The sequence below is a fragment of the Streptomyces sp. NPDC002788 genome (assembly GCF_053592115.1).
Map to the genome: position 1 here is coordinate 1 of NZ_JBSFVB010000007.1, position 13343 is coordinate 13343.

A 13343-nucleotide genomic window follows, 5' to 3' on the forward strand; every position below is an offset into this window, starting at 1 on the left:
AGCAGCGGCAGCGGCTCGCTGCTGGTCACCAGGTCCCGCAAGGGGTACCGGGACAGGACCGCGTCCACCTCCGGCGTCAACGCCGCCGCCAGCCGCGACGCCGCGGGACGGTTCTCGTCCCGCAGCGCGTCGACAGCGGCCAGGATCACGTCCCGCGGTCCCTCCTCCTCGGGCACACCGGCTGCGGCCCGCTCGTACAGACGCGCGCCCTCCTCCAGGACGACGTCCGTGTCCATGCCCGCCGGGATCTTGATCTGTGCGTGGTGGCGCCAGGTGCTGACCGGGTCTCCCCATGCCTCCACCGTGAACATCCACAGACCGGGTTCCCCTGCGGTGACCGTGGCACCCCACCGGTCCGTCCCGGGTTCCAGCTCCCGCATCGGCGTCCACGGGCCGGGGCGGCCCTCGGGGTCCTTCAGGACCACATTGGCGGCGACCGCGTCGTGCCCCTCCCGGAACACGGTCGCCGAGATCTCGAAGCTCTCCCCGGTGACGGCCTTGGCCGGCCGGCGTCCGTGCTGGACGACCGGGCGGACATCGAGAACGGGTATGCGCCCGACGGCGGTCGCGTCGCCCGCGGGGGGCCGTGGCGAGGCCGGCGGACCGGGGTCGGTCGAGCGCGCGGGGCGTGCTTCGCCGCCGGGCGCGCGCGCCCCGGTGGTGCGGCGGTTGGGGGGTGCTGGCGAATGGTGCTTGGCGGGCATGACCGCTCCTGTCCGCGTCAACGTGGGTGGGCGGATGACTGTGGGGAGGTGGGTCCTGCATGGTGCTCCTGAGAGGGGTACCCGCAGGAGCCTTCCCACCCTATTCGGGTGGGCAATCCGGCACTTTGTTAACTACTCACGCGTATGTCGACACACAAGACCGGCCTCGTCCGCGACGGACGAGGCCGGCCCCTCGACGTTGCTGCGCCTTCGCCCTACCCGCGCGGCACCCGCAGTAACTTGTCCGGCGAACCGGGCCCCCGGCCGGACACCTTCCCGCTCCCCGCTCCCGCGTTCAGTGCCCTGCCGACCTGCGCGGGAACAGCTTTCGGATGATCGGCCAGATAGAGCGCGGCCGCCCCGGCGGCATGCGGGGCCGCCATCGAGGTACCCGAGAAGACGGCCTTCGCGGTGTCGCTCGCCGCGGACGCGGAGGTGACGCCGACGCCCGGGGCGAACAGATCGAGCGACGGACCGTGGTTGGAGAAGGCCGGTTTCGCATCCTTGCGGTCGGTCGCGCCGACCGTGATCGCCTCCTTGATGCCCGCGGGGGAGTACAGACCGGCCGGCCTGCCGGCGTTGCCCGCGGCGACCGTGTACGTCACGCCGGAGGCGATGGAGGCGCGGACGGCGGCGTCCAGCCGGTCGTTGCGAGGACCACCCAGGCTGAGGTTGGCGACCGCGGGCTTCCTCGCGTGCCGGGTCACCCAGTCGATCCCGGCGATCACCCGGGCCGTGGTACCCCCGCCCGCGGCGTCGAGGACGCGCACGGAGACGACCCGGGCCTTCTTGGCGACGCCGTACACCCTCCCCGCGACCGTGCCGGCGACGTGTGTGCCGTGACCGTTGGCGTCCGCGGCCACCTTGTCCCCGCCGACGAAGTCCCAGCCGTGGCCGGCCCGGCCGCCGAAGTCCCGGTGGGTGGTCCGGACGCCGGTGTCGATCACGTACACCGTCACCCCCGCACCCGCCGACCCGGGCCAGGAGTAGCCGCCGTCCAGCGGCAGCTTCGGCTGGTCGACGCGGTCCAGCCCCCAGGACGGCGGGTTCCGCTGCGTACCGTCCAGCCGCACACGGGTGTCCTGGACGACCGAGGCGACCCGGGGGTCGGCGGCGAGCCGCCGTGCCTGTCCCCGGTCCGCCCGGACCGCGTAACCGTTGAGGACCGTGCCGTAGGTGTGGCTGATCTCCACCCCGTACCTCTCGGCGAGGTCCTTTCCGGCCGCCGACGGCGCCCGTGTGCCCTCCCGCAGCGTCACCAGATAACTGCCGTGCACGGAGCCGGGTTCTCCGGCGCCGAGTATCCGCCCCTCCGGTACGGCGTGCGCGGGTGGGGTGATGGCCGAAAACGCCGCGGCGCAGACCGCCGCCGCCAGGCCCCCCGCCCAGCGCAGACGCCGCTCACGCGTCCGTGCCATGGTCCGAATCCCCTCCTCGACTCGGCGTACCGCTCCCGCGCGGCGCCGCCTGCGGCGGGCACGGGCCGGTACGCCAGGGGCAGCGTCTCGTGACCTGTGAAGCACCACAAGAACGCCTGTGGGGGCGGAATCGGCCATATCCGCCGATGGTGCTGTTCAGGCCGATCGGGGGTCCGATCGCGGAGCCTCGGCGAAGGCGGCACCGGCGCCGGTACTGTCGTAGAAGACGTCGATGAAGCCCTGCGTCAAAGCCCTGCGTGACGAGGTGGAAAGTGAAGGCGATCCGTCGATTCACCGTCCGGCCCGTGCTCCCCGAACCCCTCAGGCCGCTCAGCGATCTGGCCCGCAATCTGCGCTGGTCGTGGCACGCGGAGACACGTGACCTGTTCCAGTCCGTCGACCCCGGGCGCTGGGCCGCCTCGGGCGGCGACCCGGTCCGGCTGCTGGGCAGCGTGCCGCCCGCACGCCTCGCCGAGCTCTCCGGCGACCGCCGGTTCCTGCGCCGCCTCGCCGCGGTCGCGGGCGATCTGCACGACTACACGACCGGGGACCGCTGGTACCAGGCCCAGTCCGAGGACCTGCCGGCCGCCATCGCCTACTTCTCACCCGAGTTCGGCATCACGGCCGCCCTGCCGCAGTACTCCGGCGGCCTCGGCATCCTGGCCGGCGACCATCTGAAAGCGGCCAGCGACCTCGGCGTCCCGCTGATCGGCGTCGGCCTGCTCTACCGGCACGGCTATTTCCGCCAGACCCTGTCCCGGGACGGCTGGCAGCAGGAGCACTACCCGGTCCTCGACCCGAACGAGCTGCCCGTCGCCCAGCTCGAGGAACCCGACGGCACCCCCGCCCAGGTCGCCCTCGCCCTGCCCGGCGGCAAACAGCTGCGCGCCCGGATCTGGCTGGCCCAGGTCGGCCGGGTCCCGCTGCTGATGCTGGACTCCGACGTCGAGGAGAACGACCTCGGTGAGCGCGGCGTGACCGACCGGCTCTACGGCGGCGGCAGCGAGCACCGGCTGCTCCAGGAGATGCTCCTGGGCATAGGAGGGGTCCGGGCGGTGCGGACGTACTGCCGGCTGACCGGTCACCCCGAGCCGGAGGTGTTCCACACCAACGAGGGGCACGCCGGGTTCCTCGGCCTGGAACGCATCGCCGAACTCTGCGCCGGGGGCCTGGACTTCGGCTCGGCGCTGGAGGCGGTCCGCGCCGGGACCGTCTTCACCACCCACACCCCCGTCCCGGCCGGCATCGACCGCTTCGACCGCCAACTGGTCGCCCGCCACTTCGGCCCCGACGCCGAGCTGCCCCGCATCGACGTCGAGCGAATCCTCCGGCTCGGCATGGAGAGCTACCCCGGCGGGGAGCCCAACCTGTTCAACATGGCCGTGATGGGCCTGCGCCTGGCCCAGCGCGCCAACGGCGTCTCCCTGCTGCACGGCAGCGTCAGCCGCGAGATGTTCTCCGGCCTGTGGCCCGGCTTCGACGCCGACGAGGTGCCGATCACGTCCGTGACCAACGGGGTGCACGCCCCCACCTGGGTCGCCCCCGAGGTGTTCCGGCTCGGCGCCCGGCAGATCGGCGTCCAGCGCGCCGAGGACGCGATGACCGTCGGCGGCTCGGAGCGCTGGGACTCGGTGGCCGACATCCCCGACCAGGACATCTGGGACCTGCGGCGGGTGCTGCGCGAGCAGCTCGTCGAGGAGGTCCGGGAGCGGCTGCGGGCCTCCTGGCGGCAGCGCGGCGCCGGTGCGGCCGAGCTGGGCTGGATCGACGGCGTGCTCGACCCGGGCGTCCTCACCATCGGCTTCGCCCGGCGCGTCCCGTCGTACAAGCGTCTGACGCTGATGCTGCGCGACCGCGACCGGCTGACGGACCTGCTGCTGCACCCGGAGCGGCCGATCCAGATCGTCGTCGCGGGCAAGGCGCACCCGGCGGACGACGGCGGCAAGCGGCTGGTGCAGGAACTGGTGCGGTTCACCGACGACCCGCGGGTGCGGCACCGGATCGTGTTCCTGCCGGACTACGGCATGGGCATGGCACAGAAGCTGTACCCCGGATGCGACATCTGGCTGAACAACCCGCTGCGTCCGCTGGAGGCCTGCGGCACCTCCGGCATGAAGGCGGCGCTCAACGGCTGTCTCAACCTCTCGGTGCTGGACGGCTGGTGGGACGAGTGGTTCCAGCCCGACTTCGGCTGGGCGATCCCCACGGCGGACGGGGTGGGAATGGACCCGGACCGCCGCGACGACATAGAGGCCGCCGCCCTCTACGACCTGCTGGAGCAGCGGGTGACGCCCCGCTTCTACGAGCGCGGCCGGAGCGGGCTGCCCGACCGCTGGATCGAGATGGTCCGCCGGACGCTGAGTCTGCTCGGGCCGAAGGTGCTGGCCGGACGGATGGTCCGCGAGTACGTCGAGCGGCTCTACGCGCCCGCGGCCCTCGCCCACCGCTCGATGGACCCGGACGCGGCGCGGGATCTCGCCGAGTGGAAGGCGCGGGTGCGGGCGGCGTGGCCGGGGGTCACCGTCGACCATGTGGAGACGTCCGCGTCCGCGGCGCTGGCGGAGCTCGGTACGACGCTCGGGCTGCGGGTGCGGGTCGGGCTGGGGGATCTCGGCCCTGATGACGTCGAGGTTCAGGTGGTGTCGGGGCGGGTGGACGAGGAGGACCGGATCGGTGACGCGGCGGTAGTGCCGTTGAAGCCGGTGGGGCCCCCCGACCAGGACGGACGCTGGGGGTACGAAGGGCCGTTGTCCCTGGATCGCACCGGGCCGTTCGGGTATACGGTGCGGATCCTTCCCGCGCATCGGCTGCTGGCCTCCAGCGCGGAGCTGGGGCTGGTGGCCGGGCCGTCCGAGGAGTTGGTGGAGGCCGCGGGGCTGCTGATGCGGTGAGTGCCGCCCGCGGGTGCGTGGGGCCGGTCGCGCCCGCGTGCCGAAAGCGGCACAGCGCGGCAGCTCCCGCGCACTTCAGGGGGACTTGAGACCCTGTGTCGCCAAGTTCCGCAGGACGTGGCCGCACCTGCGCGCGTACGCGTGCTGGAGGCCCCGGGTCGCCGGGCCTCCGGCGCGGGCGTACCACTTGGCTCCCCGGCTGAACGCGTTCACCGTCAGCCAGACCGTGCCGTCGCCCGTGCGGTCCACGAGGAAGGACTCCTCGCCGCACTCGGGGTGGCCGGTGAGCGTGCCGTACGCCCAGCCGGCGCGGCGGGGCTCCTCCACCGTCCACACCACACGGCAGGGAGCCTTGATCATGCCGGCCAGGGTGACGGTGACGTCGACGCCGGGGGCGGCCCGGTCCGCGCCGGCGTCGATGCCGACGCCCAGGGCCCGGTGCATCTCCCAGGTGAGGACGGCCTCCGAGGCCCGGCGGAAGACCTCCTCGCCCTCCCCGAGGCGGCTGCGCACGTTCATGGGGTGGAAGCCCGGCGGGCAGAAGCCCACGTCGCGGGTGGCGCCGACATCGGCGTAGGTGAAGTCCTGGGAAGACATGGTCACCAAGAGTAGGGCGGCACCCGGACCTGCCTTCGGTCCGGGTGCCGCCCGTGGGCCGTTCTTGGGTCAGCCGACGTTGACGGCGGACCAGGCGGCCGCGACCGCCTTGTACTCGGTGCTGGACGCGCCGTACAGCGCCGAGGCCGCGTTCAGGGTCGCCGTGCGGGCCTGCGCGTACTTGGTCGTCGACGTCATGTACGTCGTCAGCGCCTTGTACCAGATCTGGAGCGCCTTGGTGCGGCCGATGCCGGTGACCGTGGAGCCGTTGGACGTCGGCGAGTTGTACGTCACGCCGTTGATCGTCTTCGTGCCGCTGCCCTCGGACAGCAGGTAGAAGAAGTGGTTGGCGGGGCCCGAGGAGTAGTGGACGTCCAGGTTGGCGAGGCCGGTGGACCAGGCGTCGGCGGAGTCGCCGTCCTTGCTGGGCTTGTCCATGTAGCGCAGCGGCGTGCCGTCGCCGTTGATGTCGATCTTCTCGCCGATGAGGTAGTCACCGACGTCGGAGGGGTTGTTCGCGTAGAACTCCGCGCCCGCGGCGAAGATGTCGCTGGTCGCCTCGTTCAGGCCGCCGGACTCGCCGCTGTAGTTGAGGCGCGCCGTGGCCGACGTCAGGCCGTGGCTCATCTCGTGGGCGGCCACGTCGAGCGAGGTCAGCGGGCGGGTGTTGCCCGAGCCGTCGCCGTAGGTCATGCAGAAGCAGCTGTCCGACCAGAAGGCGTTGTTGAAGTTGTTGCCGTAGTGGACGCGCGAGTAGGCGGCCTTGCCGTCGTTGCGGATGCCGTTGCGGCCGAAGGTGTTCTTGTAGAAGTCCCAGGTCACCTGGGCGCCGTAGTGGGCGTCGGCGGCGGCGGTCTCCAGGTTGGAGGGGTTGCCGTTGCCCCAGACGTCGTCGGAGCCGGAGAAGAGGGTGCCGGTGCCGGAGGTGCCGCGGTTGAGGTTGTACGTCTTGTTGCCGCCGCGCGTGCCGTCCGACAGGGTGTACGACGACCCGGACTTCGTGGTGCCGAGGGTGACCTTGCCGCTGTAGGTGGTGTTGCCCGTGCCGGTCTCGATGCCCTGGTACTCGTAGAGCTTCTTGCCGGTGGCGGCGTCGGTGATGACGTGTAGTTCGTTCGGGGCGCCGTCCTCCTGGAGGCCGCCGACGACCGTCTCGTAGGCGAGGGTGGGCTTGCCGTCGGCCGCCCAGATCACCTTGCGGGGTGCGGAGTTCGCCTCGGTCTTCTCCGAGCCGGCCGCCTTGGCGAGCGTCACGGCCTGCTTCTCGGCCTTGGCGGCGGTGACGGCGGGCTTGAGCGAGGCGACCTTGAGGGCGGCCTTCGTCGCTCTGGTGACGCCCTTGGTCTCGCCGGACTTCGACTCGTGCACGACGAGGTCGCCGCCGAGGACCGGCAGGCCCGCGTAGGTGCGCTCGTAGCGGGTGTGGACGGTGCCGTCGGCGTCCTTCACGACGTCCCTGACGACCAGCTTCTCCTGTTCGCCGAGGCCTATCTCGTCGGCGGTCCCGGTGGCGTCCGCCTGCTGCTCCTTGATGAGGGCGGCGCGGGCGGGCGCGGTGAGGAGGACGGGGGCGGCGGCGAGCGTCGGCTTGCTCGCGGTGTCGGCGGCGACGCTGCTGCCGGAGGTCAGACCGGTGGTGAGCAGGGCGCCGGCCGCGACGGCGGTGGCGATGGCCAGTGTGGTGCGCTTGTGGCGCGCGTAGAGAGGGGTGGACACACAAGCTCCTAGGTGTGGGGGAAGTGCTGTGGTGCTGTGCGGCGGGTGGGGGAAGAGTGGCACCTGGGACGCGTACATGTCAGGAGCGGTACGTGATGTTGGCCGGAAAACGACGGCGACGTGTCGCACCGCAGGCGTGAAACGGGCGCCGCCCCGGGGGAGTCGAACCCACCGGGGCGGCGCCCTGCCCGGGGCGGACCGCGAACGGGCCTACGGGAAGGTGAGCTTCCAGCTGTTGATGTAGCCGGTGTCGCGGGCCGCGTTGTCCTGGACCCGCAACTGCCAGACACCGTTGGCGGCCTCGGAGGAGGCGTTCACCGTGTACGTGGTGTCGAGGTTGTCCGCGCTGCCGCCGGTGCCGTAGCCCTTCAGCGTGTACGCCGTGCCGTCGGGGGCGACCAACTGCACTTGGAGGTCCCCGATGTAGGTGTGCACGATGTTCACGGCGACCTGGAGGTTGGACGGCGCGTTGCCCGTCCGGCCGGAGACGGTGACCGGCGATGTGACCGCCGCGCCCCGGTCCGGGATCGCCACGTCGGTGGTGTTCTCGAAGGACGTACCGCCGCCTCCGCCGCCGGAGCGGGCGCCGACGTTCACGCCCGCCCACGCGTCCTGGACCGCCTTGTACTCGGCGCTGTCGGTGCCGTAGAGCTCACCGGTCGCCGCGAGGGTGCCGGTGCGGGCGCCCGCGTAGTTGGTGGTCGAGGTGAACTTGGTGGTCAGCGCGCGGAACCAGATCTTCTCCGCCTTGTCGCGGCCGATGCCGGTGACCGGGAGGCCGTCCGAGGTGGGCGAGTCGTAGGCGACACCGTTGATGGTCTTGGTGCCGCTGCCCTCGCTCAGCAGGTAGAAGAAGTGGTTCGCCGGGCCCGAGGAGTAGTGCACGTCGATCGAGCCGATGCCCGAGTACCAGGCGTCCTTGGAGGAACCGTCCTTGCTGGGCTTGTCCATGTGGCGCAGCGGCGTGCCGTCGCCGTTGATGTCGATCTCCTCGCCGATGAGGTAGTCACCGACGTCGGAGGAGTTCTTCGCGTAGAACTCGACCGTCGCGCCGAAGATGTCGGACGTGGCCTCGTTCAGACCGCCGGACTCGCCGGAGTAGTTGAGGCCCGCGGTGTTCGAGGTGAGCCCGTGGGTCATCTCGTGCGCGGCCACGTCGATCGACGTCAGCGGGTTCGCGTTGCCCGAGCCGTCGCCGTACGTCATGCAGAAGCAGCTGTCCGACCAGAACGCGTTGACGTAGTTGTTGCCGTAGTGGACCCGGGAGTACGCGGCCACGCCGTCGCCGCGGATGCCGCTGCGGCCGTGCACGTTCTTGTAGTAGTCCCACGTCAGCGCGGCGCCGTAGTGCGCGTCGGCGGCGGCCGACTCCGGGTTGGAGGGGCTGCCGTCGCCCCAGACGTCGTCGGCGCCGGAGAAGAGGGTGCCGGTGCCGGAGGTGCCGCGGTTCAGGTTGTACGTCTTGTGGTTGCCGCGGGCGCCGTCGGTGAGGTTGTACGCCGACCCGGACCGGGTGGTGGTGAGGTCGACCGTGCCGGAGTACATCGTGTTGCCGGTGCCGTTCTCGATGGCCTCCCACGCGTACAGCTTCTCGCCGGTGGTGGCGTCGGTGACGACGTGCAGTTCCTGCGGGGTGCCGTCGTGCTGGAAGCCGCCGACGACGGTCTCGTACGCCACGACCGGCTTGCCGTTCGCGGCCCAGATCACCTTCCGTGGCTCCCGGTTGACGGCCGGGCCCTTGGCGTCCTCGGCCTTCCCCGCGGCCAGGGCCTGCTGCCGGGCCTTCGCGGCGGGCACCGCGGCCTTCGTCGTGGCCGGCTCGATCGCGGCGCGGGTGGCCTTCACGACGGACGCGGTGGTGTCCGCCTTCGTGCTCTGAACGACCAGGTCGCCGCCGAGGACCGGCAGGCCGTCGTAGGTGCGCTCGTAGCGCGTGTGCAGGGTGCCGTCGCGGTCCTTGAGGACGTCGCGGACGACCAGTTTCTCCTTGGCGCCGAGGCCCAGGTCCTTCGCCGTCCCGGCCTTGTCCGCTTCCGCCTCGCGGATCAGCGCGGCGCGCTGGGCGGGGGAGAGCCGGACCGATTCCGAGCCGGGGTTCGCCTTGCTCGCGGCCGACGGTGCCATCGTAGGGGCTGCGGTGGCGGTGCCGCTCTGCACGGCGGCGGCGATCAGCGCGGCGACGCCGGCGAGGGCCACGGCCGCGGTGTGGCGGGGGATGGGGGGAGTGCGTCTGCGGGAGGTGCCTCTTCGCGGGGAACTGCTTCTCAACACTGTCTCCTTCTGCGGGACCGGGGATCGCCCGGCCTGGGGAGGTGGAGGTGTTGCCGTGGGGTCGCTGTGCAGCAGTCGCACGAAGCGTGGCAGGGGACTGCGCTTTCTGTCAGGGGCGCGTCAACAGTATGGCCGGAAACGGTTCGTTGACCGGAAGCTCATGTTCGCTATGCGGACGGTGGGGACGGCTCCCGGGTGCCGGGCAGGTCCCCGTGCCAGGAGTGCCACAGTGCCGCGTAGGCCCCGCCGGCCGCCACCAGCTCGTCGTGCGTGCCCAGTTCCGTCAGCCGGCCGTCCTCCATCACCGCCACCCGGTCGGCGTCGTGCGCGGTGTGCAGCCGGTGCGCGACGGCGATGACCGTGCGCCCCTCGAGCACGGCGGCCAGGGCGCGCTCGGTGTGCCGGGCGGTCGTCGGGTCGAGCAGCGCGGTCGCCTCGTCGAGGATCAGCGTGTGCGGATCCGCCAGCACCACGCGGGCCAGGGCGAGTTGCTGGGCCTGCGAGCCGTCGGTGCCGTGCCCGCCCTGGCCCAGCCGGGTGTCCAGGCCCTCCGGCAGCTCCCGCACCCACACGTCGGCGCCGACCACCGACAGCGCCTTCCGCAACTCCTCGTCCCCGGCTGACGGTTCGGCGATCCGCAGGTTGTCGCGGACCGTGCCCAGGAACACGTGGTGCTCCTGGGTGACCAGGACGACCTGGCGGCGCAGCCGCTCCGGTCCGAGCCCGACGACGGGCACGCCGCCGACCGTCACCGAGCCGGCGGTCGGCGCGTCGATGCCTGCCATCAGCCGGCTCAGCGTGGTCTTGCCGGCGCCCGACGGCCCGACCATGGCCAGCCGCTCCCCGGGCGTCACCGTCAAATCGACACCCCGCAGCACCTCGACGCCCCCTTCGTAGGCGTAGCGCACGCCGGTGACGTCGATACGGTCGCCGTCCGGATCGGGGCCGTCCCCCTCCCCGGCGGCGCGCGGGGCCCGGGCCAGCCCCTCCACCCGGGCGAAGGACGCGCCGCTGCTCTGGAGTTGCTCGACCCGCACCAGGATCTCGTCCAGCGGATTGCTCAACTGGTGCAGGTACAGGGCCGCCGCCACGACCGCCCCGAGACTCATCGAGCCCGAGGTGTGCAGCGCCCCGCCGATCACCAGCACCCCGGCCACCGGAAGGACGTACGACACCTCCACCGCCGGGAAGAACACCGTGCGCAGGAACAGCGTGTAGAAGCGCGTGCGGCGGGACACCTCCAGTGCCTCCCGGCTCGCGGCGGTGCGCTGCTGTCGGAGCCGGAACGCCTCCACCGTGCGCGCTCCGGCCGCGGTCGCCGCGAGGATCTCCGCGACGTCCGAGGTGGCCGCGCCCTCGGCGAGATACCCGTCCCGGGCCCGCCGCAGGTACCAGCGCAACGCCAGCCAGATCGGTGTCAGGCCGAGCACGCCGAGGGCACCGAGCAGCGGGTCGAGCAGGAACACCGCTCCGATCAGGAACAGGCACTGCACGAGGTTGATGAGCAGGATCGGACCGGCGTCGCGCAGGGTGTTGCCCACGGTCGTGACGTCCGAGGTGCCGCGGGCCGTCAGGTCGCCGGTGCCGGCGCGTTCCACGACCGAGGCGGGCAGGGCGAGGGCGCGGTCGACGAACCGCTCCCGTACGCGTGCGAGGGTGCGTTCGCCGAAGCGGTGGCCGACGTAGCGGGCCCAGCGGGCGAGGAACAACTGGGCCAGCGCGCAGAGCAGGAGGACGAGGGCGAGCCGGTCGACGGCGGCGACTCCGTGTCCGGCCCGGACCTCGTCGATCATCCGGCCCAGCAGCCAGGGCCCTGCCAGACCGGCCAGGGCGGCGAGGGCGTTGAGGCCGAGGACGGTGGTGAAGGCTCGGGTGTCGGCCCGGACGAGGTCCAGCAACGCTCCGCGGACGTCAGCCCGTTCGGCCACGGGCAGGTGTGCGCGGCTCATCGGACGGCCTCCTCGGTGTCCCTGGCCACCAGAGCGCGGTAGCCGGGGGCGGTGTCGAGCAGTTCGTGGTGGCTGCCCGAGGCCGCGACCTTGCCGTCGACCAGGTAGTGGACGGTGTCCGTGCGGTCCAGGACGAGCGGGGAGGTGGTGGTCACGACCGTGGTGCGGTCTTGCCGGGCTTTTCTGAGGCGGTCGGCGACGGTGGCCTCGGTGTGGGCGTCGAGGGCGGAGGTGGGGTCGACGGTGAGGAGGATCTCCGGGTCGGCGAGGAGGGCTCTGGCCAGGCGGATGCGCTGGCGCTGGCCGCCGGAGAGGTTGCGGGCCTGGGCGGCCATATGGGTGTTCAGGCCGTCGGGGAGGGCTTGGACGATGTCTTCGGCTGCGGCTGTGTGGAGCGCCGTCTGAAGTGCCGTGTCCTGTTGTGTGGCGGCTGCGGGTGAGTGGGGGCCGGTCGCGCCCCGCGGCGGAGCCGCAGATCGGCACTGCCCCGCGCCCCCGACAGGTCTGATCATGTCCTGGAGGGTTCCTGCGAACAGGTCCGCCTCGTGGTCGGCCAGCAGGATGCGTTGGCGGATCTGGTCCAGGGCGATCTCGTCGAGGCGCTCGTCGCCCCAGGTCGCCTCCGAGGGGGTGTAGCGGGCGAGGCGGTCCAGGACGGTTGTGGCGTCAGCGGGGTGTTCCGCGACCAGGGCCGTCAGGCGGCCGGGGAGGACGCGCACGCCGGAGGCGGGGTCGTCCAGGGCCGACGGTTCGGACGGGGCGTCCCGGGTGCCGGTGTCCGGCATCGGCTCCAGCCGCAGGAACCGTACGACGCGTCGCGCGCACACCAGGCCGCGGCTGATCTGGTAGCCGCATTCGACCCAGAAGGCCACCGGCCCCACCAGCACCGCGACATAGCCGTAGACCGACACCAGCTGGCCGACGGTGACGTCCCCCTGCGCGGCCAGGCGGGCCGCCAGCCAGGTCACCACGGCGAGGAAGAGGGTGGGCAGGCCGATGCCGAGGGCCTGCACCCAGCTGGTCACCGCGCCGACCCGGTACCCCTGCTCGCGCAGCCGCTGGGAGTCACGGCGGAAGTCGTCCGCGACCAGCGTCTTGCCGCCCAGCCCGGCGAGCACCCGCAGACCGCCCGCCAGGTCGCCGATCCGCGCGGTGAGCACGCCCTGCCGTTCGCGGTACTCCGTCTCGGAACCCTGTAACCGCCCTAGCAGCGGCCCCACGAGCAGGACGATCACCGGGATGCCGAGCAGGACGACCACGGCGATGAGCGGGGAGACCGAGACCAGCAGGACGGCGACCACCAGATAGGCCACGACCGCCCCCACGCCGGGGCCGACGACCGTCAGCGACTGGCTGATCGTCTGCACGTCGCCCACGCCGATCGTGACGACCTCCCCGGCGCCCATCTGCCGGGACAGGGAGGACCCGAGCCGCACCGCCTGGCCGACGACGACCTTCACCGTGCGGAAGTTGGCGTCCATGCGGACGCGGGTCATGGTGCGGTGGCGCATGATGCTCAGCCAGGAGTTGAACGCCCCGACCGCGAACAGCGCGCCGCTCCAGAGCGCCAGCGCGCCCATGTCGCCGGGCTCCAGACCGTCGTCGATCGCCCGGGACATCAGATACGGCGTCGCCGCCAGCAGCACCATCCACACGCTGCCGAACATCGCCCCGGCCGCACACCGCCAGGGCTGCCGGGCGACCAGCCACCACAGGTAACGGCCGCCGCTCCGGTGGTCGGGCGTGCCGGGGTCCTCGTACGCGTCGATCATCCGCCCGCCTCGCCGCCCTCTCCGC

General features: G+C 72.2%; 8 protein-coding genes. 1 reads left to right on the forward strand and 7 read right to left on the reverse strand.

All coding sequences use genetic code 11. The annotated features are described in order from the left end of the window. The coding region (locus ACWD1U_RS14675; RefSeq protein WP_451107546.1) for a maltotransferase domain-containing protein at positions 1-704 on the reverse strand (704 nt) is incomplete at its 3' end. A 215-nt stretch (positions 705-919) separates the two neighbouring features. Then, positions 920-2122: a S8 family peptidase gene (locus ACWD1U_RS14680; protein ID WP_451107548.1), complete on the reverse strand. Its 1203-nt coding sequence runs from the start codon at positions 2120-2122 to the stop codon at positions 920-922. A 272-nt stretch (positions 2123-2394) separates the two neighbouring features. Between ACWD1U_RS14680 and ACWD1U_RS14685 the strand changes: the two genes are divergently transcribed. Continuing rightward, positions 2395-5013, forward strand: coding sequence for a glycosyltransferase family 1 protein (locus tag ACWD1U_RS14685; RefSeq protein WP_451107550.1), 2619 nt, complete (start codon positions 2395-2397; stop codon positions 5011-5013). Positions 5014-5088: 75 nt separating this feature from the next. On the opposite strand, the gene ACWD1U_RS14690 is transcribed toward ACWD1U_RS14685, so the two are convergent. The 5 genes from ACWD1U_RS14690 to ACWD1U_RS14710 form a co-directional block, all read right to left on the reverse strand. Then, complete coding sequence (locus tag ACWD1U_RS14690; RefSeq protein WP_451107552.1) at positions 5089-5610, reverse strand: DUF1990 domain-containing protein; 522 nt, start codon at positions 5608-5610, stop codon at positions 5089-5091. A gap of 69 nt (positions 5611-5679) precedes the next feature. Continuing rightward, positions 5680-7326: a M4 family metallopeptidase gene (locus tag ACWD1U_RS14695; RefSeq protein WP_451107554.1), complete on the reverse strand. Its 1647-nt coding sequence runs from the start codon at positions 7324-7326 to the stop codon at positions 5680-5682. A 210-nt stretch (positions 7327-7536) separates the two neighbouring features. Continuing rightward, positions 7537-9594, reverse strand: coding sequence for a M4 family metallopeptidase (locus ACWD1U_RS14700; RefSeq protein ID WP_451107555.1), 2058 nt, complete (start codon positions 9592-9594; stop codon positions 7537-7539). A gap of 170 nt (positions 9595-9764) precedes the next feature. Further along, entirely contained in the window at positions 9765-11546 is a 1782-nt protein-coding gene (locus ACWD1U_RS14705; protein WP_451107557.1) for an ABC transporter ATP-binding protein, read from the reverse strand. Further along, the gene (locus ACWD1U_RS14710) at positions 11543-13318 is read right to left on the reverse strand and encodes an ABC transporter transmembrane domain-containing protein (protein WP_451107558.1); all 1776 of its coding nucleotides are present in this window, start codon (positions 13316-13318) and stop codon (positions 11543-11545) included. Before ACWD1U_RS14710 ends, ACWD1U_RS14705 begins: the two co-directional genes overlap by 4 nt. Between the last annotated feature and the right edge of the window lie 25 nt (positions 13319-13343).